The 25,019-nt window shown below is 45.9% G+C and carries 20 protein-coding genes and 1 pseudogene; 14 read left to right on the top strand and 7 right to left on the bottom strand.

Going from position 1 to position 25,019, the window contains the following annotated elements; all coding sequences use genetic code 11:
- The first annotated feature begins 4 nt into the window (after positions 1 to 4).
- The 10 genes from BSI_RS17520 to BSI_RS17565 all read left to right on the top strand — a co-directional run bounded on the left by BSI_RS17520 (position 5) and on the right by BSI_RS17565 (position 10,472).
- Positions 5 to 679 carry an amino acid ABC transporter permease gene (locus BSI_RS17520; protein ID WP_003236334.1) on the top strand — a complete coding sequence of 225 codons (675 nt, stop codon included), beginning with the start codon at positions 5 to 7 and terminating at the stop codon, positions 677 to 679.
- Positions 680 to 691: 12 nt separating this feature from the next.
- On the top strand, positions 692 to 1,441 hold the full coding sequence (locus BSI_RS17525) for an amino acid ABC transporter ATP-binding protein (RefSeq protein ID WP_003236332.1): 750 nt from the start codon (positions 692 to 694) through the stop codon (positions 1,439 to 1,441).
- A 16-nt stretch (positions 1,442 to 1,457) separates the two neighbouring features.
- Positions 1,458 to 2,600: an N-acetylcysteine deacetylase SmcP gene (sndB, locus tag BSI_RS17530; protein ID WP_003236329.1), complete on the top strand. Its 1,143-nt coding sequence runs from the start codon at positions 1,458 to 1,460 to the stop codon at positions 2,598 to 2,600.
- A complete protein-coding gene (locus BSI_RS17535; protein WP_003236327.1) occupies positions 2,597 to 3,934 on the top strand; it encodes an MmgE/PrpD family protein in 1,338 nt (445 codons plus the stop codon). Before sndB ends, BSI_RS17535 begins: the two co-directional genes overlap by 4 nt.
- A gap of 69 nt (positions 3,935 to 4,003) precedes the next feature.
- The gene (gene eutH, locus BSI_RS17540; protein WP_003236325.1) at positions 4,004 to 5,122 is read left to right on the top strand and encodes an ethanolamine utilization protein EutH; all 1,119 of its coding nucleotides are present in this window, start codon (positions 4,004 to 4,006) and stop codon (positions 5,120 to 5,122) included.
- A 64-nt stretch (positions 5,123 to 5,186) separates the two neighbouring features.
- Positions 5,187 to 6,014 (top strand): DUF1206 domain-containing protein, encoded by an 828-nt coding sequence (locus BSI_RS17545; protein ID WP_003236324.1) that lies wholly within the window; start codon positions 5,187 to 5,189, stop codon positions 6,012 to 6,014.
- Between the two features lie 136 nt (positions 6,015 to 6,150).
- The gene (gene deoR, locus BSI_RS17550) at positions 6,151 to 7,092 is read left to right on the top strand and encodes a DNA-binding transcriptional repressor DeoR (RefSeq protein WP_003236323.1); all 942 of its coding nucleotides are present in this window, start codon (positions 6,151 to 6,153) and stop codon (positions 7,090 to 7,092) included.
- A gap of 105 nt (positions 7,093 to 7,197) precedes the next feature.
- Complete coding sequence (gene deoC, locus BSI_RS17555) at positions 7,198 to 7,866, top strand: deoxyribose-phosphate aldolase (RefSeq protein WP_003236319.1); 669 nt, start codon at positions 7,198 to 7,200, stop codon at positions 7,864 to 7,866.
- A 93-nt stretch (positions 7,867 to 7,959) separates the two neighbouring features.
- Positions 7,960 to 9,141: a nucleoside permease NupC gene (nupC, locus tag BSI_RS17560; RefSeq protein WP_003236317.1), complete on the top strand. Its 1,182-nt coding sequence runs from the start codon at positions 7,960 to 7,962 to the stop codon at positions 9,139 to 9,141.
- A 29-nt stretch (positions 9,142 to 9,170) separates the two neighbouring features.
- A complete protein-coding gene (locus BSI_RS17565; RefSeq protein WP_003236316.1) occupies positions 9,171 to 10,472 on the top strand; it encodes a pyrimidine-nucleoside phosphorylase in 1,302 nt (433 codons plus the stop codon).
- Positions 10,473 to 10,515: 43 nt separating this feature from the next.
- Here the strand turns inward: BSI_RS17565 and BSI_RS17570 are convergent, their stop codons facing one another.
- The 6 genes from BSI_RS17570 to hutP form a co-directional block, all read right to left on the bottom strand.
- A complete protein-coding gene (locus BSI_RS17570; protein ID WP_003236315.1) occupies positions 10,516 to 11,943 on the bottom strand; it encodes an amino acid permease in 1,428 nt (475 codons plus the stop codon).
- Positions 11,944 to 12,021: 78 nt separating this feature from the next.
- Positions 12,022 to 12,978, bottom strand: coding sequence for a formimidoylglutamase (hutG, locus tag BSI_RS17575; protein WP_003236314.1), 957 nt, complete (start codon positions 12,976 to 12,978; stop codon positions 12,022 to 12,024).
- A complete protein-coding gene (hutI, locus tag BSI_RS17580) occupies positions 12,971 to 14,236 on the bottom strand; it encodes an imidazolonepropionase (RefSeq protein WP_003236313.1) in 1,266 nt (421 codons plus the stop codon). Before hutI ends, hutG begins: the two co-directional genes overlap by 8 nt.
- A 12-nt stretch (positions 14,237 to 14,248) precedes the next feature.
- The gene (gene hutU, locus BSI_RS17585) at positions 14,249 to 15,907 is read right to left on the bottom strand and encodes a urocanate hydratase (RefSeq protein ID WP_003236312.1); all 1,659 of its coding nucleotides are present in this window, start codon (positions 15,905 to 15,907) and stop codon (positions 14,249 to 14,251) included.
- On the bottom strand, positions 15,904 to 17,430 hold the full coding sequence (gene hutH / locus BSI_RS17590; protein ID WP_003236311.1) for a histidine ammonia-lyase: 1,527 nt from the start codon (positions 17,428 to 17,430) through the stop codon (positions 15,904 to 15,906). The genes hutU and hutH overlap by 4 nt, the downstream gene beginning before the upstream one ends.
- A 112-nt stretch (positions 17,431 to 17,542) precedes the next feature.
- Complete coding sequence (gene hutP / locus BSI_RS17595; protein ID WP_003236310.1) at positions 17,543 to 17,989, bottom strand: histidine utilization transcription antiterminator HutP; 447 nt, start codon at positions 17,987 to 17,989, stop codon at positions 17,543 to 17,545.
- 243 nt (positions 17,990 to 18,232) lie between these two features.
- Here hutP and BSI_RS17600 point away from each other — a divergent pair.
- The 3 genes and pseudogenes from BSI_RS17600 to BSI_RS17615 all read left to right on the top strand — a co-directional run bounded on the left by BSI_RS17600 (position 18,233) and on the right by BSI_RS17615 (position 21,211).
- A pseudogene (locus BSI_RS17600) lies at positions 18,233 to 19,221 on the top strand (Gfo/Idh/MocA family protein).
- Positions 19,222 to 19,293: 72 nt separating this feature from the next.
- A complete protein-coding gene (gene abnB, locus BSI_RS17610; RefSeq protein ID WP_032731739.1) occupies positions 19,294 to 20,712 on the top strand; it encodes an arabinan endo-1,5-alpha-L-arabinosidase AbnB in 1,419 nt (472 codons plus the stop codon).
- A 109-nt stretch (positions 20,713 to 20,821) separates the two neighbouring features.
- The gene (locus BSI_RS17615; RefSeq protein ID WP_003236306.1) at positions 20,822 to 21,211 is read left to right on the top strand and encodes a (deoxy)nucleoside triphosphate pyrophosphohydrolase; all 390 of its coding nucleotides are present in this window, start codon (positions 20,822 to 20,824) and stop codon (positions 21,209 to 21,211) included.
- Here the strand turns inward: BSI_RS17615 and BSI_RS17620 are convergent.
- On the bottom strand, positions 21,200 to 24,334 hold the full coding sequence (locus BSI_RS17620; protein ID WP_003236305.1) for a DUF3427 domain-containing protein: 3,135 nt from the start codon (positions 24,332 to 24,334) through the stop codon (positions 21,200 to 21,202). The two genes, BSI_RS17615 and BSI_RS17620, sit on opposite strands and share 12 nt — an antisense overlap.
- A 309-nt stretch (positions 24,335 to 24,643) precedes the next feature.
- Here BSI_RS17620 and BSI_RS17625 point away from each other — a divergent pair, with 309 nt between their 5' ends.
- Positions 24,644 to 25,009, top strand: a complete 366-nt coding sequence (locus BSI_RS17625) for a YwqH-like family protein (RefSeq protein WP_003236304.1) — start codon at positions 24,644 to 24,646, stop codon at positions 25,007 to 25,009.
- Positions 25,010 to 25,019 lie beyond the last annotated feature (10 nt).

The raw sequence follows: 25,019 nt of genomic DNA, 5'->3' as shown, positions 1-25,019 counted from the left end.
CAGAATGAACACAATTGATTGGGAATTCATGATATCAGCGTTCCCGACTTTAATTCAGGCTCTTCCGATTACCTTGTTTATGGCTGTAGCAGCTATGATTTTTGCGATTATCGGAGGACTTATTCTTGCACTCATCACAAAGAACAAAATCCCAGTGCTTCATCAGCTGTCAAAGCTGTATATCTCTTTTTTCCGGGGCGTGCCGACACTTGTGCAGCTGTTCTTAATCTACTACGGGCTGCCGCAGTTATTTCCAGAGATGAGCAAAATGACAGCTCTCACAGCTGCCATCATCGGATTAAGCTTAAAAAACGCAGCTTATTTAGCAGAAATCTTCCGTGCCGCCCTCAATTCTGTTGATGACGGGCAGCTGGAGGCGTGCCTGTCTGTCGGCATGACAAAACTTCAGGCATACAGACGCATTATTCTGCCGCAGGCTGTCCGAAATGCGATTCCGGCAACGGGCAATACATTTATCGGACTACTCAAAGAAACGTCGTTGGCCTTTACATTAGGGGTCATGGAGATGTTCGCCCAAGGGAAGATGTACGCATCAGGAAACCTCAAATATTTTGAGACGTACTTGGCGGTTGCGATTGTCTATTGGGTTCTTACCATTATCTACAGCATTTTGCAGGACTTGTTTGAACGCGCCATGAGCAAGCCATACCGGACTTAGAGGTGAAATCAGTTGATAACAGTAAAAAATATTCGCAAAGCGTTTAAAGATCTCGTCGTGCTCGACGGAATCGATTTAGAAGTGAAACGCGGAGAAGTAGTGGCGATCATCGGTCCGTCCGGTTCTGGAAAATCAACGCTTCTCCGGTGCTTGAATTTACTAGAGCGACCGGATCAAGGCCTCATTGAAATAGGGGAAGCCAAGCTGAATGCGGAAAAGTTTACACGCAAGGAAGCACACCGGCTTCGCCAGCAAACGGCCATGGTCTTTCAAAACTACAATCTGTTTAAAAATAAAACCGCTCTGCAAAACATTACAGAAGCTTTAATCGTGGCTCAACACAAATCACGTGATGAAGCAAAACGCATTGGAATGGATATTCTGAAACAAGTCGGTCTAGAGCATAAAGCTGACAGCTATCCGATCACAATGTCCGGCGGCCAGCAGCAGCGAATCGGCATCGCGCGGGCACTTGCGGTCAATCCGCATGCGATTTTGCTGGATGAACCGACTTCAGCGCTTGACCCTGAGCTCGTCACAGGGGTGCTTCAGGTTATTAAATCCATCGCGGAAAAACAAACAACGATGATCATCGTGACACACGAAATGGCGTTTGCAAAAGAGGTTGCTGATAAAGTGATATTTATGGCAGATGGCCATATTGTCGAGCAGGGAACGCCGGAAGAATTGTTTGACCATCCGAAAAATGAGCGGACGAAGAGATTTATCAAGCAGGTGGGAGAGCCTGCAGAGCTTATATAAGAAGGGGAGAAGAACAATGGCCGACAAAACGTTTCATACTCGTTTAATCAATATGCGGCGTGATCTTCATGAACATCCTGAACTGTCATTTCAAGAGGTTGAAACGACGAAAAAAATCCGCCGCTGGCTTGAGGAAGAGCATATCGAGATTCTTGACGTTCCTCAATTGGAAACAGGCGTGATCGCGGAAATCAAAGGACAGGAAGACGGCCCCGTGATAGCAATACGAGCGGACATTGATGCGCTCCCGATCCAAGAACAGACGAATCTGCCGTTTGCATCTAAGGTTGATGGCACGATGCATGCGTGCGGACACGATTTTCATACCGCTTCCATTATTGGCACGGCCATTTTGCTGAATCAAAGAAAAGCCGATCTGAAAGGTACTGTCCGCTTTATCTTTCAGCCAGCGGAAGAAATAGCCGCAGGAGCAAGAAAGGTAATAGAAGCCGGCGTACTTGATGACGTTTCTGCCATTTTCGGCATGCATAATAAGCCGGATCTGCCTGTCGGGACCATAGGTGTAAAAGAAGGTCCGCTCATGGCAAGTGTTGACCGATTTGAGATCGTCGTCAAAGGGAAAGGCGGACACGCCGGCATCCCGAATAACAGTATTGATCCAATCGCTGCAGCCGGACAAATCATCAGCGGCCTGCAATCTGTGGTCAGCCGCAACATCAGCTCATTGCAAAACGCGGTCGTTAGTATTACAAGAGTTCAGGCGGGCACTTCGTGGAATGTGATTCCAGACCAGGTTGAAATGGAGGGCACCGTTCGAACCTTTCAAAAAGAAGCGAGACAGGCTGTTCCGGAGCATATGAAACGAGTGGCTGAAGGAATTGCCGCGGGCTATGGGGCACAAGCAGAATTCAAGTGGTTTCCTTATTTGCCTTCCGTTCAGAATGACGGCACATTTTTGAACGCGGCATCTGAAGCTGCGGCACGGCTTGGCTACCAAACCGTTCATGCTGAGCAGTCTCCGGGCGGAGAAGACTTCGCTCTGTATCAAGAAAAGATCCCGGGATTTTTTGTCTGGATGGGAACGAACGGTACAGAGGAGTGGCATCATCCGGCCTTTACATTGGATGAAGAAGCCCTGACGGTTGCCTCTCAATATTTTGCTGAGCTGTCTGTTATTGTACTGGAGAGCATCAAATGAGCAGACAAGGGCTGACAGCAGGGCTTGCAGAGGCTGTGAGAACGTCACAGCCTGAGCATTCAATTGACGCGATGCGTGAAGCAAAAAAAGGATTACTCGACTTTACAGCCGCTTCATTCGCAGGAAGAGAAGATAAAGGAATTCAAAAGCTCCTTCGCCTGATTGAGGATGAAGGAGGAACGCCCCTTGTCCCTATTATCGGGCAAGGAAAAAAGGCCGCGCCATTACAATCCGCGATGCTCAATGGTTTTATCGCCCATGCATTGGATTTTGATGATGTCCACTCCGATGTAAGAGGGCATCCAAGTGCAGTGATCCTGCCGGCTCTTATGGCTTCTGCCGCTCGCGGACATGACGAGCGGCTTCTTGGCGCTTATATTGTCGGTGTTGAAGTGATGGCAAGGCTGGGCGAATCAATTGGGAGCCGCCACTATGAAAAGGGCTGGCATAATACAGGAACGCTTGGCGCGATCGCTGCTGCCTGCGCCGCAGGTTACGCAGAGGAACTGACTCAAGAAGAGCTGGAAAAAGCCATTGGTTTTGCAGCTACGCAATCTGCCGGGATGAGGGCGCAATTTGGAACAGAAATGAAACCGCTGCACGCCGGGCTGGCAGCTCAGGCTGGCGTGCTAGCCGTTAAGCTGGCCCAATCAGAATTTGGCGGGTCCCGCACGGCACTTGATGGAGAGGCTGGTTTCTTCGGTCTGTACGGCGATTTGGAAAAAGCCCAAAACACTTTGCTTAACCGTTGGGGCGCACCATGGAGAATCGTGAAGCCAGGCCTATGGTTTAAAATTTATCCATTTTGCTCCGCGGCACACCATGCCGCAGATGCAATACGCAAACTTGTCTCCGAGCAAGCCATTTCTGCCGCCAATACCGAGCGGGTTGAATTGATTTTTCCGCCAGGCGGAGATGCTGCATTAACGGAAAGATCGCCGAAAACTGGAGAGGAAGGCCGTTTCAGCGTTGAATATGTCATTGCCCTTGCTTTGCATGGACATGAACTGACCGCTGAGCATTTCAACAGCCAGCTGATCCCAAGCGGCATTCAAACGACAATAGAACATATTCAGCGAGTGCATGACAATGCCATTCAGCCGGCTCCTCATGCCGTTCCAAAAGGCCGTTTCACAATTATCCGGGCCTATTTATCAGACGGCCGCATATGCGAAGCGCGTGTGGACTGTCCAAAAGGAGCTCCCGGCAATGAGCTGTCTGAAGAAGACATAAAAGAAAAATTGACATTAACGGTTCCGTATGAAAAAGCGCGAGACATCATAACAGCAGTTGAGCAAGCAGATATAAAAGAATTTTTGGCGCATATTGAATAAGATTCAGCTCTATTAACCATTTTCAGATGATATGATAAAACCAATCATACGTTTGAAAAAGGAGAAACCATGACGGTAAATGACGCGGTTGTATTCATTTTGGCTGCCTTTTTACTATGGGGAGCGGCGGATTATTGTTTAGGGAACAGATGGGGGCTTGGCGAGCGGTTTGCGGACGGCTTCAAGGCCATGGGGCCGCTGGCGCTGTCCATGATCGGAATTGTGTCGCTGGCACCCGTACTGGCGGCCATCCTGATTCCCATCGTCTCTCCGGTTTACACAGCGATTGGCGCCGATCCTTCATCCTTTGCGAATACCATCTTGGCGATTGATATGGGAGGATATGCGCTCGCTGGAGAAATGGCGAAAGATCCACAGGCCGGACTGTTTTCATGGGTGTTTTTAGGAACGATGATGGGGCCGGCAATCGTCTTTACGATTCCCGTCGCTCTAGGCATCATCGAAAAAGAGGATCATCCGTACTTTGCAAAAGGAATATTAATCGGGCTGTGTACAGTGCCGATCGGTTGCTTCATCGGCGGATTATGCGCAGGCTTTGACATCGTCATGATAGGTAAAAACCTCCTGATTCCGAGTCTTTTGTCTGCTTTGATCGCTTTTGGGTTATGGCGGTACACCGACAGCATCATTCGTTTATTTCATCTTTTCGGAAAGGCTGTCAGTGTGATTGCGATTATCGGGCTTGCAGCTGTCTCCGTTGAAACGCTAACCGGCATTGTGCTGATACCAGGAATGGAGAACATCGAAACAGGGATACAAACAACAGGCACCATCGCCATTGCCTTGGCAGGAGCTTTTCCGATGACGGCCTTTATCACAAAAGCCTTTAAAAAGCCGCTTCAGGCACTGGGGAGATGTTTTCATTTAGATGAGACAGCAACAGCAGGCTTGGTGACCTCATTGGCTCATCATATTCCAATGCTGGCTTCATTAAAAGATATGACGCCGAGAGGAAAGGTCATCAATGTCGCGTTTGCGGTTAGCGCAGCCTTTGTGCTTGGCAGCCATCTCGGTTTTGTGGCCGGAATGAAAAAAGAAATGGCGGCTGCTATGATCATTGGAAAAATAACTGGCGGAATCACAGCTGCGGCAGCGGCTGCCTGGATGACGCCCGCACAATCAGCTGATCAGCAAAAACATGTCTCAGCCGGACATGCTGAGACATAAGCTGTTTCAACTTTGTCCAATCGGGAATGTTACAGTAAGGATTCTGTGAAAGAGGGTTGGACACATGGCCGTGAAAGACCAGTACATGTCAAAAATCAAACAGGAAACCAAGCCTTGGATCAAGCGATTCGGGAGGCTTGGTTATTTTGCATTTGGCGGCGTTTTTATCCTGCTCGGGATTTTAGCATGTATGACGGCTGCCGGGGCGGGCGGCGCGAAAGATTCGAGCGGAGCGCTCCAAACATTATCACGCATGCCGTATGGGTCATTCTTGCTTTTTTTCATAGGTGTCGGTCTTATTGGTTATGTGATCTGGATGGTGCTGAGTGCGCTCAAGGACACGGAGGGCCACGGAACAAGCAGGCGCGGCCTGTCGCGGAGGACGGGGAATTTTTTCAGCGCCGCCGTTTACGCATCCATTGCTTGGAAAGCCTTGCGCTTTGTATTTGGCCAAGGGGACGACAGCACTTCAGAGCAGACGTGGTCCGCTTATGTATTGGCGCAGCCGTTCGGCCAATGGCTCACAGGGCTTACGGGAGCAGGTTTTATCCTCTTTGCGATTGTTCAATTTATAAAAGGTGTGCGGGCTGCTTTTATGAAAGAATTTGATACGTCAAAAATGAACAAACAGATGATATGCATTGCAAAAAACACCGGGCGGGCAGGCAATATCGCCCGTGCCATTATTTTCTCAGCCATCGGCTATTTTCTCATCAAGACAGCCATGACCGCTGATCCCGACGACACAAGAGGCTTTGACGGCGCGCTCGCCGAACTCGCGCAGCAGCCGCATGGCAAAATGATTCTATCTTTTTTGGCGTTTGGACTGATCCTATATGGACTGTACGCTATTATGAAAGGGATTTATCAGCATATGACATGGGAGAAGTAAGCTCTGGGCGCAGATTCGCGTGCAGAGCATTTTTCAGTTTCTGAGAAATCAGGTGGATGAAAGCCGGCGCCAGCCTGTATAATAAAAGCAAATCGAAAGCAGTTGCATCATGAACTGATCCACAGGGAGGTGCGGAATGGATCGGGAAAAACAACAATTAAGCATAGAAGCGGCAAGGCTTTACTATCAGTCTGACTACAGTCAGCAGCAAATTGCTGAGCAGCTCAACATTTCAAGGCCGACCGTTTCCCGGCTGCTGCAATATGCAAAAGCAAAAGGATTTGTCCAGATTCGCGTCATGGACCCTTTTGAAGATTTGGATGCGCTCGGTTCCATGCTTGAAGAGAAATATGGGCTTCTCGAGGCGCATGTTGTGTTTTCCCCGACACCAGATTATGCAGGAATTACACATGACCTAAGCCGCTATGGTGCAGAATATATGCATGAAACGGTGAAAGACGGCGACATTGTCGGTGTCAGCTGGGGAACCACCATGTATCAAATCGCGCAAAACATGCAGCCGAAGCAGGTAAAAGGCGTCGAGGTCGTCCAGCTGAAAGGCGGCATCAGCCATTCCCGGGTAAACACGTATTCCGCTGAAACAATTCAGCTGTTTGCGGAGGCTTTTCAAACGATGCCGCGCTATCTCCCGCTTCCCGTCGTGTTTGATAATGCGGATGTGAAGCGAATGGTGGAGAAAGACCGTCATATTGAGCGGATCATCGAGATGGGCAAGCAGGCGAATATCGCTCTCTTCACGGTGGGCACTGTCCGTGACGAAGCGCTGTTATTCCGGCTCGGTTATTTTAGTGAAGAAGAGAAAGCCCTGCTGAAAAAACAGGCTGTCGGGGATATCTGTTCACGCTTTTTTGATGCGAAAGGAAACATTTGCAGCGCCGCCATCAATGACCGGACCATCGGCGTCGAGCTTGAAGACCTCAGACTGAAGGAACGCTCCATTTTAGTGGCCGGCGGGAGCAGAAAAGTGTCCTCCATACACGGTGCGTTAACGGGGAAATATGCCAACGTTTTAATCATTGACCAGCATACCGCAAGGGCGCTTGTTAATGATTTGTGACACGTTCAAACCGTTTGCTGAACAAAATTTCAATTACCAATTTACATATGTTCAAAAGTCGGTTATGCTAAAAAATATCTTAACAAAAAAGGAAGTGTGCGAAGGATGTCATTAGCTAACATAATTGATCATACAGCTTTGAAACCGCATACACAAAAAGCGGAAATTCTAACATTAATCGAAGAAGCAAAAACATACAAGTTTGCTTCTGTATGTGTAAATCCCACATGGGTGCAGCTTGCTGCAAAAGAGCTTGAGGGAACAGGAGTTGACGTTTGTACGGTCATCGGCTTCCCGCTCGGTGCCAACACAACGGAAACAAAAGCGTTCGAAACAAAAGACGCGATTTCAAAAGGCGCCACTGAAGTGGACATGGTCATTAACATTGCCGCTTTGAAAGACAAAGAAGATGATGTTGTTGAAGCGGATATCCGCGGTGTAGTGGAAGCTGCAGCCGGAAAAGCGCTTGTCAAAGTCATTATCGAAACGTGCCTTCTGACTGATGAAGAAAAAGAACGTGCATGCCGTTTAGCGGTTTCTGCGGGAGCGGATTTCGTGAAAACATCAACAGGCTTCTCTACAGGCGGCGCAACGAAGGAAGATATCGCTTTAATGCGCAAAACAGTAGACCCTGATATCGGCGTGAAAGCATCCGGCGGCGTAAGAACGAAAGAAGATGTAGACACAATGGTCGAGGCGGGAGCGAGCCGAATCGGCGCAAGCGCAGGCGTTTCCATTGTAAAAGGAGAAAACGCATCAGGCGGAGACTACTAAGAAGCTGACGGAAGGCACATTGCTTTCCGTTGCTTATCTTTCTTTTCTGGGGAAACAGTTATTGTAAGCGAATACAAATAAAGGAGAACACATATGAAGTATTTGATTGGGATTATCGGTTTAATCGTGTTTTTAGGCCTCGCGTGGATCGCGAGCAGCGGGAAAAAAAGAATTAAGATCCGCCCAATTGTTGTTATGCTCATTTTGCAATTTATTCTCGGCTTCATTCTCCTCAATACCGGGGTAGGTAATTTCCTCGTTGGAGGATTTGCAAAAGGATTCAATTACTTGCTTGAATACGCGGCAGAAGGAATCAACTTTGTATTTGGCGGTTTGGTGAATGCGGACCAAACGACATTCTTTATGAATGTTCTCTTGCCAATCGTGTTTATTTCCGCTCTGATCGGGATTCTGCAAAAATGGAAGGTCCTCCCGTTTATTATTAAATATATCGGTCTTGCCCTCAGCAAGGTAAACGGTATGGGAAGACTGGAATCGTATAATGCAGTCGCTTCTGCTATTTTAGGACAGTCGGAAGTATTTATCTCCTTGAAGAAAGAACTCGGTCTTTTAAATCAGCAGCGCTTGTACACGCTTTGCGCTTCTGCGATGTCAACCGTATCAATGTCAATCGTCGGCGCGTATATGACGATGCTGAAACCGGAATATGTTGTAACGGCGCTAGTCTTGAACTTATTTGGCGGTTTCATTATCGCTTCTATTATTAATCCTTACGATGTTGCGAAAGAAGAGGATATGCTTCGTGTTGAAGAAGAAGAAAAACAATCCTTCTTCGAAGTGCTCGGAGAATACATCCTTGACGGATTTAAAGTAGCGGTTGTCGTCGCTGCGATGCTGATCGGATTTGTCGCGATTATTGCCTTGATTAACGGTATTTTTAACGCAGTATTCGGTATTTCCTTCCAAGGCCTTCTTGGATATGTGTTTGCTCCATTCGCTTTTCTTGTCGGTATCCCATGGAATGAAGCTGTTAATGCGGGAAGCATTATGGCAACAAAAATGGTATCCAATGAATTTGTCGCCATGACGTCGCTAACGCAAAACGGCTTCGACTTCAGCGGCCGTACGACAGCGATCGTATCCGTGTTCCTTGTGTCATTTGCGAACTTCTCCTCAATCGGAATCATTTCCGGTGCCGTAAAAGGACTGAATGAAAAGCAAGGAAATGTTGTTGCTCGCTTCGGCTTGAAATTATTATACGGCGCTACGCTTGTCAGCTTTTTATCAGCGGCAATTGTGGGCTTGATTTACTGAACTTAATCGAAAAGGATCGGTGACCATACATGAGAATGGTAGATATCATCATCAAAAAACAGAACGGTAAAGAACTCACCACAGAAGAAATTCAATTTTTCGTGAACGGCTATACAGATGGAAGCATTCCTGATTATCAGGCAAGCGCGCTTGCCATGGCGATTTTCTTCCAGGATATGAGTGACCGTGAACGTGCAGACTTGACGATGGCTATGGTGAATTCCGGTGAAACGATTGATCTTTCTGCCATTGAAGGAATTAAAGTCGACAAACACTCTACCGGCGGCGTCGGCGACACGACAACACTCGTTCTCGCCCCGCTTGTTGCGGCTCTTGACGTGCCCGTTGCCAAAATGTCCGGCCGCGGTCTCGGACATACGGGCGGGACGATTGATAAATTAGAGGCGATCGCCGGCTTTCACGTGGAACTGACGAAGGATGAATTTATTAAGCTCGTGAACCGTGACAAGGTCGCTGTCATCGGCCAAAGCGGCAACTTGACGCCGGCTGATAAAAAACTGTACGCGCTTCGTGATGTAACGGGAACGGTCAATTCCATCCCGCTGATCGCAAGCTCGATTATGAGCAAAAAAATCGCTGCCGGGGCGGATGCGATCGTGCTTGACGTAAAAACGGGAGCGGGCGCCTTCATGAAAACGGAAGAAGACGCGGCTGAACTCGCCAAAGCGATGGTGCGCATCGGAAATAATGTCGGCCGCCAAACAATGGCTGTTATTTCTGATATGTCCCAGCCGCTCGGCTTTGCGATCGGAAATGCGCTTGAAGTCAAAGAAGCGATCGACACGCTCAAAGGTGAGGGACCTGAGGATCTTCATGAGCTTGTCTTAACGCTCGGAAGCCAAATGGTTGTGCTTGCGAAAAAAGCCAATACTTTGGACGAGGCGAGAGCGAAGCTGGAAGAAGTCATGAAAAACGGCAAGGCACTTGAGAAATTCAAGGACTTCCTGAAAAACCAAGGCGGCGACAGCTCGATTGTTGACGATCCGTCTAAGCTTCCGCAAGCTGCATATCAAATTGATGTGCCTGCCAAAGAAGCGGGTGTCGTCTCCGAAATCGTCGCGGACGAAATCGGCGTTGCAGCGATGCTGTTAGGGGCCGGACGCGCCACAAAAGAAGACGAAATCGATTTAGCCGTCGGCATCATGCTCCGCAAAAAGGTCGGCGACAAGGTAGAAAAAGGCGAACCGCTCGTGACGCTTTATGCCAACCGCGAAAACGTCGATGAAGTCATCGCGAAAGTCTATGACAACATCCGCATCGCAGTGGAAGCGAAGGCGCCGAAGCTGATTCATACGTTAATTACAGAATAAAAATAACAGCACATCCCATCCTGATTGGGGTGTGCTGTTTTAATTAAAGGATATGATCGATCGGATATTCCTCTTGGCTGATTTTTTTTGTTTTCTCAAACTTTCTTTTGAAATAGAAGATGAGATAGCAAAGGATGATACAAGGGATTCCGCAGAATAGTGCGATTCTTTGATTGGGATCAAAAGCAAGACCGATACAAGAAGCTGAGCATAATAAAAGAGCGGCTATAGGCATCAGAGGGTAAAGCGGTGTGCGAAATGTCAGATCTTTTACATTTCCTCCTTTTTTAAGAAATCTCTTGCGAAACAAGAGTTGGGACAGCGCAATGCTCATCCAGACCACGACTCCTGCAAATCCAGCAATCGCTACCATCACCACATATACAGTTCCAGGCGCCACGATACTGGAAACGAGAGATAAACAGGATACGGCCATACTGATCATTAAGGCATTTAAGGGAATGCCTTTAGATGTGACTTTCTTAAAACGGGAGCTGATCATGTTTTCATTTGCTAACGACCACATCATACGGGTTGAAGCATATAGGCCTGAATTGGCGACGGACAGCAAGGCTGTTAATATCACGAAATTCATAATATCTGCGGCGTAAGGGATTCCGATCTCTGCAAATACGGCTACAAACGGGCTTTCAATCACGCCTGCTTCCTTCCACGAAATTAACCCGGATAATACGAACACAGCGCCAATGAAAAAAATGACTGTCCTCCATGCGACATTACGGATGGATCGCGGAATATCCTTTTGAGGATTTGCTGATTCTCCTGCTGTGACTCCGATTAATTCTGTTCCGGAAAAGGCAAAGCTCACAGATATCATGGCGATAAATACGGCGAGAAAGCCATTTGGAAACAATCCTCCATGATCTGTGAAATTTGACAACATAGGAGCATCAGCCGTCCCGTTTAAAGAGATCAGGCCAAACATGGCGGCTCCTCCTAAAATGATAAATAAAATGATCGTGACAATCTTCACGCTGGAAAACCAAAATTCGGTTTCCGCAAATAACTTAACTGAAAATGCGTTGCATACGAAAAGGAGAACTGCAAAAATCGCACTCCACATCCATACGCTGCTGTCAGGAAACCAGCGCTGCATGAGAATACCGGATGCGGTAAACTCAGAACCTACCGTCACCACCCAATTTACCCAGTACATGATGCCGACCATAAAACCGGTTGATGGCCCGATGAATGTTGTGGCGTATTTTTGAAAGGAACCGGTCACTGGCATGGCGACCGACAATTCACCGAGACATTGCATGACGAGGTACATCATCAACCCGCCGATTAAATAAGCGAGTATCGTACCGCCGGGTCCGGCTTGGTTTAGCGTATAACCCGTGCTGAGGAAAAGCCCTGTCCCTATGACGCCTCCCAATGAGATCATAAATAAGTGCCTGCTTTTCATCGTGCGTTTTAGCTGTTGACCGCTGTTCTCCTGAAGATTCACCGTCTCGCCCTCCTTTTAGCTGCCGTTCATTAGGCAGATGAGTTTCTCGTGCCCAAAATACAACCTGCCAGAAGATCACTAGAATTGGGAGCGTTTCATTCCTTTTAATGCGTGTAACAGAACATGAGCTGCGGCTCTGCTTGTCATATCCCGAAAGTCGAGGGTAGGATCAACTTCAACGATTTCAATCCCGGCAACATTGGATTGCTGTGCGATGTAATTGACTGCTTCGAGCAATTCATCTGTATAGAGGCCGCCCGGGCCAATCGCTGGACAGCCGGGTGCATGGGACTGGTCTAAGACATCCATATCAACGGAAATAAAAATGGAGTCTGCTTTTGTTTGAACGGCAGGAAGAATCTCTTTTATCGTCGGGATTAATCCTTTTTCACGAATCATGCCCATCGTGTGAATGTTCACGTTATGTTTTTTTACATATGTTTCATATGCCAGGCTGTTGCTGAATTCTCTGATCCCCAGCTGAATCAAATGTTGGCCTTCAATAATTTTCTCATCCAAAAGGCGGCGGAAGGGAGTGCCGTTTGTCGGCCCCCCGTCCTCCGTATTCCGAACATCGTGATGGGCATCAAATTGAATCACTGCTGTCGTTCCTTTCGTTTGCGTGATCGCTTTTATGGTGGAGTAGCTGATCGAGTTATCTCCCCCTAGTATGAGCGGCACCCAATCTGGATGATCCGACAGCAGAGCATGCATGGTATAGAAGATTTGCTGATGTGACTTTACAATATCAGTTACGTGAATATCGATATCCCCCAGGTCGTAAAGAAAATCTGATACGACATGTCCGCCAAGCTCAGCAGAATAGGCCGATGAATGTTTCAGTGCCTGGCGGATTGTTCCGGGGGCAAAGGAAGCGCCGGAATGACTGATGGAGGATTTTGATAGGGGGACACCTATCAATGCCGGCCCCTTAATGCCTTGGCCGTCCCATTTTGCTATCAGATCGCCCATTTTTGTTACATCCCGGTCTTTAAACGAAGAACCTGCCTCTCTGAGAAAAGGGTATTTATCCAAGAATGGCTCCCTCCCTGTTGACTACAATTGTTCCGTTTTTCATGACTTGATGTACATGATTGACGCCGTAGTGATACGGAATATACATATAATTCGAGGCTTGCCAAATGACAAGATCAGCTGATCGGCCGGCTTTAAGCTGACCGGCTTCTTCTCCTTTTCCTATGGCATGTGCGGCATTGACTGTGACCGCATGCCATATTTCTTCTGCAGTCATTTTCAGATGAAGTGCGGCAATGGACATGATCAGCTGGATATTTTCAGTCGGCGAGCTGCCAGGATTAAAGTCCGTTGCCAAGCTGACACATACACCCTCATCAATCATGTCTCTTGCCCTGGCGTATGTGCTTTTGCCAAGATAAAATGTCGTGCCCGGCAAGAGGACGGCGATCGTTCCAGACTCAGCTAATTTCTTTATGCCTTCGTCTGAGGCGCCTACCAAATGGTCGGCTGAGACAGCCTTTAGCTCTCCCGCTAATTCAGCTCCTCCAAGCGGATCGATTTCATCTGCGTGTATTTTTAACCCGAAGCCAGCCTCAGCCGCTTTTCTTAAATAGCGGCGGGATTGACTGACGGTAAAAACGCCTGTTTCTGTAAAAATATCTGCATAGCTGGCGAGCTCATTCTCTTTGATTTCCGGCAAAAGGTTAAGCATTTGATCCAGAAATTCATCTGGATTGTGTTGATATTCGGGAGGAATCGCATGGGCTCCCATAAACGTGGAGACAAGGTCAACAGGCTGGCTTTCATGCAGTTTTTTTGCGACACGCAATTGTTTCAGCTCTGTTTCTTTTTCCAAGCCATAGCCGCTTTTCACTTCAGCCGTGGTTGTGCCGTAGGACAGCATTCTTTGTAGATGAAAATGGCCTTTTTGCAGCAGCTCTTCCTCTGAAGCTGCCCTGGTGTGTTTGACAGTAGACAGAATCCCGCCGCCCTGCGCGAGAATGTCTAAATAAGAGATGCCCTGGAGTTTAAGATTCATCTCCTTTTCCCGAGATCCGCCAAATACAAGATGGGTATGCGGATCGACGAGACCCGGCGTTACAAGCCGTCCCGAGCAATCAATGATTTCGTCTGCCTCGTAACCGGCTTCAGCCCCTTTTTTTCCGGCGAACACAATTTTCTGTTCATGGATGCCGACAACAGCGTCTTCGATCACATGAAGATCCTGCATGCTTTTGCCTGCACGGGGGCCGCTGCTTTCCATCGTTAAAAGCTGACCGATGTTAGTGAGAATCGTATCAATTTGTTTCGGCATGTCATCACTCCTTTATTTTTGCATCGGCACGATAATGTCCTGTTTTTTCGCTACTTCAACTGCACGTTCATAACCCGCATCGGCATGGCGGATAATGCCCATCCCCGGGTCGCTCGTTAAGACCCTGGCGAGCCGCTCGTCAGCCAGCTCACTTCCATCGGCAACTGCGACCATACCGGCATGCAGGGAATAGCCCATTCCGACGCCGCCGCCATGGTGGAAGGAAACCCAACTTGCACCCGCGGCCGTGTTGACAAGCGCATTGAGCACAGCCCAATCGCCGACAGCGTCACTTCCATCCTTCATCGCTTCTGTTTCCCGGTTTGGAGAGGCGACAGACCCGCAGTCTAAATGATCTCTCCCGATAACGACAGGCGCTTTTAGCTCCCCGTTTCTGACCAACTCGTTAATGGCAAGGCCCATTTTTTTCCGTTCTCCGTATCCAAGCCAGCAAATACGGGACGGCAAGCCTTGGAACGTGACTTTTTCCTGTGCCATATCGATCCAGCGGTGAAGGGCTTTATTGGCTGGGAACAGTTCTTTTAATAAAGCATCCGTACGGTAAATATCTGCCGGATCACCGGAAAGCGCCGCCCAGCGGAACGGTCCTTTTCCTTCACAGAATAAGGGGCGGATGTAGGCAGGGACAAACCCCGGAAAATCGAAGGCATTCACCAGGCCTTCATCTTTTGCGACTTGCCGGATATTGTTGCCATAGTCAAATACAACAGAGCCCTTTTGTTGAAATGCCAGCATGGCTTCCACATGTTTTTTCATGCTTTGCTTCGCAAGGCGTACGTAAAGGTCTGGATTGTCTTGGCGCAAACGATCAGCTTCCTCAAGTGAATAGCCCTCGGGAACATAACCGATTAATGGGTCATGGGCAGACGTCTGATCCGTCACAATATCGATTTTGACGCCTCGGTTCAAAAGTGTGTGGTGAACCTCTGCCGCGTTTCCGAGAAGAGCAATGGATAGAGGTTTTCCTGCCAGCTTTGCCTCTTCAGCCCACGCTAAGGCTTCCTCAATCGAGGCTGTTTTTCGATCGCAGTATTTTGTTTCGATCCGCTTGTCGATACGTTTCTCATCAACCTCGACGGCAATGACGACCCCTTCATTCATCGTGACAGACAACGGCTGGGCGCCTCCCATTCCGCCGAGCCCGGCTGTCAGCGTCAATGTTCCTTTTAAGCTTCCTCCGAAGTGCTGTCTCGCAAGCTCAGCGAAAGTTTCATAGGTTCCTTGCAATATGCCCTGTGAGCCAATGTAAATCCAGCTGCCTGCCGTCATCTGTCCGTACATCATTAACCCTTTTTTCTCAAGCTCGTGGAAATGCTCCCAGTTCGCCCACTTCGGAACAAGAACAGAATTTGCTAAAAGCACGCGCGGTGCCTGCGGGTGAGTACGGAACATGCCAACGGGCTTACCGGATTGCACGAGCAATGTCTCATCATTTTTCAGTGTTTTCAAAGAATGCTCAATGGCGTGAAAAGCGTCCCAATCCCGTGCGGCTTTGCCAATTCCGCCGTATACGATGAGGTCTTCCGGCTTCTCGGCGACTTCCGGATCAAGGTTGTTTCGAAGCATTCGAAGTACCGCCTCTTGTTCCCATCCTAAGCATTCAAGCTCTGTTCCCTTGTTGGCACGGATTGATTTTTTTACATCAGTCATATGTTCATCCCCCTCAGTTCTTCATTCTGATAATCAGGTAATAAAGATTCCTTTTTGAGCCAGTCAGTCAAGCGTTCAATGTCATAGGAAAAAACACGGTCCTGCTGAATGGACGGCACGACTTTTCTCATTTCTTGAAAAAGCTGTTTGGTATAGGACGCAGCATGTTCTATGCCTCTGTATTCAACCGCCTGCAATGCGCAAATCGCCTCGATCGCAATGACTCTTCTTGTATTCACGATCACCTGATAAGCATGCCGCGCAGCGATGGTTCCCATGCTGACATGGTCTTCTTGGTTGGCGGATGACGGAATAGAATCCACACTCGCAGGATGGGCCAGTGTTTTATTTTCAGAAACAAGTGAGGCCGCGGCATACTGCATGATCATTGCACCGGATTGCAGACCGGGATGAGGGCTTAGGAACGGCGGCAGGTCATTCAGCTGCGGATTCACAAGGCGTTCGATCCTGCGTTCTGCGATATTCGCAAGCTCTGAAATTGCGATTTTTAGAAAATCCATGGCAAAGGCGATCGGCTGTCCGTGAAAGTTTCCGCCAGAAATGACTTTGTCACCATCATTGAAAATGAGAGGGTTGTCCGTAGCTGCATTCATTTCAATTTCTAATTTTTCTTTGACATAGCCTAATGTCTGCCAAGTCGCACCGTGTACTTGCGGAATACAGCGCAATGAATATGCATCCTGGACCCGCAGTTCTCCTTGAGAGGTAGTCAGGCTGCTGTCAGATAGATAAAAACGAATTCGTTCTGCGACATCGATCTGCTCCTGATAGCCGCGGGCTGCGTGAATATCCTCGTCAAATGCATCTATAATTCCTCGCAGCCCTTCAATCGTTAAGCTGGCAATGCGTTCGGTTTGATAGGCTAGTTTTTCTGCTTCAATGTATGCGACCACACCCATAGCAGTCATGGCCTGAGTCCCGTTAATCAAGGCAAGCCCTTCCTTGGATGTCAGTGTTACCGGCTGAATACCGGCTTTTTTCAATCCCGTCATTGCCGGCATTCTCTCCCCCTCAAAAAAGACTTCTCCTTGCCCGATCAGCGCAAGCGCCAGATGGGAAAGCGGCGCCAGATCCCCGCTTGCGCCAAGTGATCCCTGCTGTGGAATGACAGGATGGACGCGTTTATTTAAAAAAGCAAGTAATTGTTCAATCAGCTCCGCACGTACACCGGAAAAACCCTTTAACAGCGCATTGGCGCGCAAAAGCAGCATGGCCCGAGAAACACACTCAGGAAAAGGATCGCCGACACCGCAGGCATGTGAAAGGATTAAATTCAGCTGCAGCGCCGCCGAGTCTTCTTTCTGAATCAGGACATCACTGAATTTGCCAAATCCGGTGGTGATGCCGTATATTGTCTTTTCTTCGTGAACAATCCGCTCCACTGCCGCTCTGCTTTTCTTCACGCGCTCCATACTTTCCTCGGAAGCCGCTGCCTCTTCAAAGTCAAATAGCACACGAGCAACGTCCACTGTTGTCAATGAAGAACCGTCTAAAGTCACCATAAGCCCAACTCCTTTTTCTTTACTTTGGTAAAGCACCCATACAAAAAGGGGCTATGCTGTGAACATTTGATTTCACGCATAGCCCCCTATCGTCTAAGATCTATGGGCTGTTTCATATGTGATTGATTCCAACGCCGAATGTCTCATGCTCAAGACCTTTAATCGGCGCCCCGATTGTTCCGTAAAGCGAGACAGCAATCCAATCGCCCTCCGCTTCACTTTCATAAGGATTTCCCCTCAAAACGGCAAACCTCAGGCCAACCGTCCGAAGCAGCGATCCAAGCAGCATTTCACCTCTGGTCACGCCATGCAAAGCCTCCATCGTCGCATGATAAAGCGCATGTGACTCGCGATAGCCCTCAGATTGAATGACACCGCTCTTTTTGGAAGCGGTTTCAATTGCGGCTACTACTTTATGCGCGTCCATTGATCCTACCTTGCCGAGACAGACTTTCCATCCATCTCGCTCCAGCTCCCCGACCTGTGTGCTTTCTTCCGCTTCATTCAGCAGCAGAAGAACAGACAGCCGGCCGATCCGGCGCTCTTTGTGCAGTGTCATATGAATCACTCAATTCCTAAAAATTCTGATAACTATTAACTGAGTATTATATTAATTGGTTCAGCAGCAGAAGTCAAAAGGTTTTTTACAGTCTTTAACAAGTTAGATTGCTATTGTAATAGCATGACAGAGAAAGCAGGACGGGTTTTCTTTCAGCACATTGCACACAGTAGCCAGACAGGAGTGGGGGCGGCGGCTGTCGTACTCTAGATATAAATTTCAATAGAAGAGGAGCGAATTCCAGTGAAGAGCTTAAATTGGGGAATCATCGGTCTTGGCGCAATTGCATCAGATTTCGCCAAAGCGCTGATAGAAGTAAATGGAACAGTCTATGCTGCAGGGTCACGAAGCTTGGATAAAGCCAAGGCGTTCGCCAAGGAGCATCATGTCGAAAAAGCATACGGCAGCTATGAAGAACTGCTGCAAGATGAGAATGTCGATATTGTCTACATTGCCACTCCGCATTCAAACCACTATGAATATATGATGAAAAGCCTTCAGCATCACAAGCATGTTCTTTGTGAGAAGGCGATTACCGTCAATGCGAGGCAGCTAAAGGAGATCATAGACATAGCCAAAGAAAAACAGCTTATTGTGTCTGAAGCGATGACCATCTACCATATGCCGCTTTATAAAAAACTCCGTGAGATCGTAAAGGAGGGTCGCATTGGGCCTCTTAAAATGGTTCAAGTCTCCTTCGGAACGCGCAAACCATACGACGTCACTAACCGATTCTTTAATAAAGAACTGGCTGGCGGCGCACTGTTAGACACGGGAGCCTATGCGCTCGCTTTCGCAAGGTATTTTCTCACGAGCCAGCCGAATGAGATCCTCAGCACGGCCAAGCCGGCTGACACAGGTGTAGACGAGCAGTCAGGCATGATCCTAAAAAACACCACAACGAAATAGCTGTCATATCGCTGACAATGAGGGCGAAAATGCCAAAAAGAGGCGTAGTTGCCGGAGAAAAGGGCTTGATCACAGTCGACGACTTTACAAGGCCGGACAAAGCCGTCATTACGTACGCAGATGGAAAAACAGAGTTGATTGAAGAAGGAGAAACGGCAAAAGGGTTGAACTATGAAGTAGAGGATATGCAAGCAGCAGTCCTGCACCAAACAGGCAGCCAGACCATCAGTCTCTCCCTTGATGTCATGAGCATTATGGACAATGTCAGAGAACAGTGGGGAATCACCTACCCGTTTGAATATGAAAACATCCGCCCTTCATAGCGGGCCGGTGTTTCTTCATAGAGAAATGTAAGCGCTTAAAAATTTAATAAAAAAGTGAGGCGAATTGTTTAGATGTTCAACCGATTGTTCCGTGTATGTTTTCTGGCAGCCCTTATCATGGCCTTCACCCTGCCAAACTCCGTCTATGCGCAAAAAGCAGGAAAACCAATATTTACAGAAGTCAGCGTCCATGATCCTTCCATCATTGAGACAAACGGCACCTTTTATGTTTTTGGATCTCATCTCGCTTCAGCAAAAACGAATGACCTCATGCAATGGCAGCAGCTGACCACCAGCGTAAGCAACGACAACCCACTTATTCCAAATGTCTATGAAGAATTAAAAGATACCTTCGAATGGGCGCAATCCAATACCCTTTGGGCTGCTGACGTCACGCAGCTGGCGGATGGCAAATACTACATGTACTACAATGCCTGCCGCGGCGATTCGCCAAGATCCGCCATGGGTGTTGCCGTCGCTGATAACATCGAAGGACCATATAAAAACAAAGGCATCTTTTTGAAATCAGGCATGGAAGGCACAAGCAGCGATGGAACACCGTATGACGCAACCAAACATCCGAATGTCGTCGACCCGCATACCTTCTTTGATCAAAACGGAAAGCTATGGATGGTGTACGGATCATACTCAGGCGGCATTTTCATTCTTGAAATGAATCCGAAAACAGGCTTCCCGCTTCCTGGACAGGGATACGGGAAAAAACTGCTCGGCGGCAACCACAGCAGAATCGAAGGCCCGTATGTTCTCTACAATCCAGACACCAAATACTACTACTTATACCTATCATATGGCGGTCTCGATGCAACAGGCGGCTATAACATTCGTGTGGCCCGCTCCAAGAAACCGGACGGCCCTTACTATGATGCAGAAGGCAATCCAATGCTTGACGTCCGCGGCAAAGAAGGCACATTCTTCGACGACCGCTCCATCGAACCATACGGCGTCAAACTCATGGGCAGCTATTCATTTGAAACAGAAAATGAAAAAGGAACCGGCTACGTCTCACCAGGCCACAACTCCGCATACTATGACGAAAAAACCGGACGCTCCTATTTAATCTTCCACACCCGCTTCCCGGGAAGAGGTGAAGAACACGAAGTCAGAGTCCACCAAATGTTCATGAACAAGGACGGCTGGCCGGTAGCAGCGCCATATCGTTACGCAGGTGAAACACTGAAAGATGTAAAACAAAAAGACATCACAGGAACTTACAAGCTCATCCAGCACGGAAAAGACATCTCGGCTGACATCAAAAAAACCATCAACATCAAACTCAACAAAAACCACACCATTTCCGGGGAAATGACCGGAACATGGCAGAACACCGGAAAGAATACAGCTGAACTTACGTTAGCTGGCAAGAAGTATAATGGCGTATTTTTACGCCAGTGGGATTCGGTGAGAGAGAAGAACGTGATGACGTTTAGTGTGTTGAATGGCAGCGGTGAGGCTGTTTGGGGATCTAAATAAGATGGAGAAACGCCTTCGAGGGAAGGCGTTTTTTCATTGCTTCTTTACTTTAGAATCCATAGTATTAATATGAGGCAAGAAAAATATTTATCAGAAAGGGAGAAATCTATTGAAAAAAACAATCAAAGTTGCTGCAGCAGTGATTCAAAACGATAGAGATATGATTTTATGTGCACTTCGTTCGCCAACCATGTCTTTGGCTAATCTATGGGAATTCCCAGGAGGGAAACTTGAAGAGGGAGAGAATGCACGAGAAGCTCTTGTGAGGGAAATTCATGAGGAGCTTTGTTGTAAAATTGAAGCAGGTGAAATTATCGCTGACATTCATCACGAATATGAGAAAGTCGTTGTTAATTTGATTTCTATTCAAGCGAAAATTGTAGAGGGTGAACCTGTTGCCCAAGAACATGCGGAACTCAGATGGGTGCCCGTGAGTGAACTTGAGTCACTTGAATGGGCACCTGCTGATATTCCAACTGTAAATGCACTAGTTAATTAAATCAACATACAAGTTTTCTGGGACAGGCTGATGGAGCTTCCATATTACATTCATAGGTTTGTCCCCATTGCTTGATACGTAATCAACTTTACCTAGATAAATAAAAGGTAAGGTGATGTCATGCATTTCGCTAAATTTACGTACGAAAAGATGTATTTTATATTCTTTTTGTCTATGGTTAATAAAATTCTGACCTACAGGAGAATCATGTGATGTTTGATTTTGACTTTGCCAGTGAAAATGATGGGGATCTATAAAGTAATCTTTATATAATAAATGGTCCTCAAATTTTTCAGATTTATTTAATGTGATAAAAATTAAGTAGTTATTGTTAACTCTCCTTACTCCTTCTCGCCACGTTCCCTCTTGATCAGTTGATTGAAATAAATGTATGAGTTCATTTCTAGTATATGTTTGATACAAGGTGAGTTGTAGTTCACTAGATAAAAGTGCTTCTATATTATTCATACGTCTAAATTCGGTTAAACCATATTGGATACGCTCCTTAATATAAGGACCAAACTGAGGATGGCATAAACGTTCAATAATATTTGATTGTAGTATGAACGTATTTTCCTCCACTGTACCAAAACTCCATTGTTGTTTCTTATGTGGTGTGGCTAAACGCTCCATAGATCGTTTAATCAAGTTGTCGTGTATATTAGTATTTTTGATTTGTAAATGAAATGTATCTTCTAAAGACTTTTTAACATCATCTACAGTGATTCTTTGTATATTAAATCCACATTGTAACACTAATAAATCATAAGGCCACTTAATCGGAAACTGTTGCTCTAACCAGGATACCATTCTTAGAACTAACGAATCATTTAATACTTCTTTATCTAAAGAATGAAGGTCATCCATTTTTCTTTTCGTTTCGACCCAAGACTTATATTTTTTTATAAAAAAGGTAAGCCTTGGAGCTTGATCTGAATAAAGAAAATCAAGTAGCTCTGGGGAACGCCCAATATCTCGTTTAAATTGATAATATAATGTTTTTAGCATAGCTGCTGAATTTAGTTTAATACTATCAATTTTGTGTAAAATCTCTTTCTTCGTTACAGATGCAAGATCTACATAAGATCCACCTGGTAAGTCTGCAAACTCATGGGTAACTGCAACTCGCAACGAATCTTTATCAAACGATTTTTGACTTGTTTGTCCAGAAAGGGCTAGCGGTATGACAAATGATTTTTGATAGTTTCCTATAAAATCTAGTACCGTTACAAACTCTTTATCATCAGCCTTTCTTAATCCTCTTCCTAACTGTTGAATAAATATGGTTGGTGACTCAGTTGGCCTCAAAAAAAGCAGTAAGTTTAATTTTGGTATATCAATGCCTTCATTAAAAATATCTACTGTGAAAATCAGTTCTAAACTATGATGCGGATCTTCAAGTTCTCTAATCACTTTCTGACGTTGTGCTGAGGAATCTTGCCCTGTTAAATAAGTTGTATGGAATCCTAATTGATTAAATTCTTGGCTCATATATTGGGCATGTTCAACGTTAGTACAGAAGCCCAACCCACACATTTTTTCTCCGTGAAAACCGTACATGTTTATCATCTTTATTACATAATCGACTCGCTCATGATTTTTCAAATGATTGACCAATGAACGTTCATCGTAGACCCCGTTTGTTATTTTTACTTTATTGTAATCAACAGTATGATCCGGAATTCCAAAATAATGAAATGGGGCAAGCAATTCAGCTTCTAACGCATCTCGAAGGCGGATTTCATAGACAACATTATGATTGCAGATTTCAAGTACATCTTTACCGTCTAAACGTTCTGGAGTTGCAGTTAATCCTAATAAGAATTTAGGTTTAAAGTAATTCAACACTGATTGATAGGTAGAGGCTTCTGCATGATGAAACTCGTCAATGACAATGTAATCAAATTCATCTGGTGCAAACCGTTTTAATGTTTCTTCTTTATACAAGGTTTGAACTGTGCTAAATAAAAACCTTTTATTCCATTCTTTTTTCCATCCAGTTAACAATCCAAAGTTATCATGGTCATTTGTGACTTTTTCAAATGTTTCAATGGCTTTAGTTAGTAACTCCTCACGATGAGCGATAAAAAGATATTTTTTTGGTTGATATTCGGAAAAATCAAATGCTGCAAGATATGTTTTTCCTGTACCAGTTGCAGCGATAATAACAGCCTTTTCCTCACCTTGTTCTCTCGTTTTCTTGAGGTTTTTAAGCGCTATTTCTTGCATGGCATTAGGTTGTATTTTTGTTTGGTAAAGAGAGTTTTGAGAGACGAGAGACGCGCTCATTTTGTGATTAGCTGCTTGAAATTCTTCATAAGCTTTTAAGAACTGGTCATCGACCGGTTGTGTTTTTTCGAGCCATACTTTATTAAAGACATCTTTTGTTTGTTGAAAAATAGGAAGATATTTTGTATCAGGTATTCTCGCATTTAGCTCATACCCAGTGGTCAGAGCGGATTGCGAAAGATTTGATGATCCAATAATGACACTATGTTGCCCTGAAAGACGTTCAAATAAATAAGCTTTTGTATGAAAAGATTGACGGTAATCATTCACAATTCTTAAGTCGACATTTTGAAATTGCATGAGTTGTTTAAGGGCTTTAGGTTCAGTAATTCCCATATATGTTGATGTGATAATACGAACAGGCACATTACGTTTATTGAGCTCTTGTAGTGGTGGAATAAGAAGTTGGACGCCAGACCATCTTGTAAAACTGACCATAAAATCCACACGATCAGCAGTTAACATTTCATTCTTTAATGTTTTAAAAAAATTATCATCCGCTCTATGGTTTCCGAGTAGGTTCAACCGTGATAGCGAAAAGTGCTCCGACACAGGAAGATCCAGGTCACCTACATGATAAAGAACTGAAGAAAGTGGTATTGCAAAGGCAGTATCATTACCAAGATCAGAAGATATTTTTTGGGTTAATTCAACTGCCTGATTATGTTGTCCGTGATGAACAAGCGTTTTGATTTTTTCGCCAAATTGTTTTGCTATATGTAAAGTTAAAATTTCCGTATATTCTTTCGGTAAAACAGGCTGAAAACGATGTTCTACCGGATAAAGCTTATGCTTATCTTGCAATTCTTCATGAAAACCACTGTTTTTTTTCATTTTTTCTCTCTCCATATTTAGATAGATATCATAATTTTATCATTATTATTGACTATAGGTAACAGATATTTGTAAATGGCATCGCGCATCAAATGAGGATAATTGTACCTACACTTATAGTCATGTGTAAGCTCGATTTCACTCGCAGAAAAGTGAAATGAAAAGGATGATAGATAAATATACTTATCTATATTCTCTGCAAGACAAACCTTTTTACCTATTTATCCAATATGACCCATCATGTAATATGAAAATAGTCTGTATTGTCAAGAATTGACACAGTTTGATAGAAACACGAGGTGTTGCGGAATGCATAGTGAAATGTTGTTACATTCGGTAAAAGCCGACTTACATGAAAAACAGGAACAGATCCATCAGTTAAAACGAGTGCTGCAAGAAATCAGGCAAATCAAACACGATTTTTCTGAGGCCCAGCATCTCATTCATCGGCCTCATCTTAACCGGGAGGCATGGAGAGGAACGCATGCTGAGCGGTTTGAAGATATTCGTGAAGAAATGAACAAAGCATATCGTCAAATCAAAAGCGAACAAGTCAGCGGAATCATCGAAAGCATAGAAGGAAAAATCCATTCATTAGAGGGCGACGTATATTCCATAAGACGCCAAATCACGAGAATAGAGCATGAAATAGAGAAGGAAAAACATAAAAAGTGAGGTGAGCACA

The sequence above is a fragment of the Bacillus inaquosorum KCTC 13429 genome, from assembly GCF_000332645.1.
Classification (GTDB): domain Bacteria; phylum Bacillota; class Bacilli; order Bacillales; family Bacillaceae; genus Bacillus; species Bacillus inaquosorum.
Note: the sequence above shows the minus strand (reverse complement) of the source record. Positions and strands in the feature narration are given on the sequence as shown.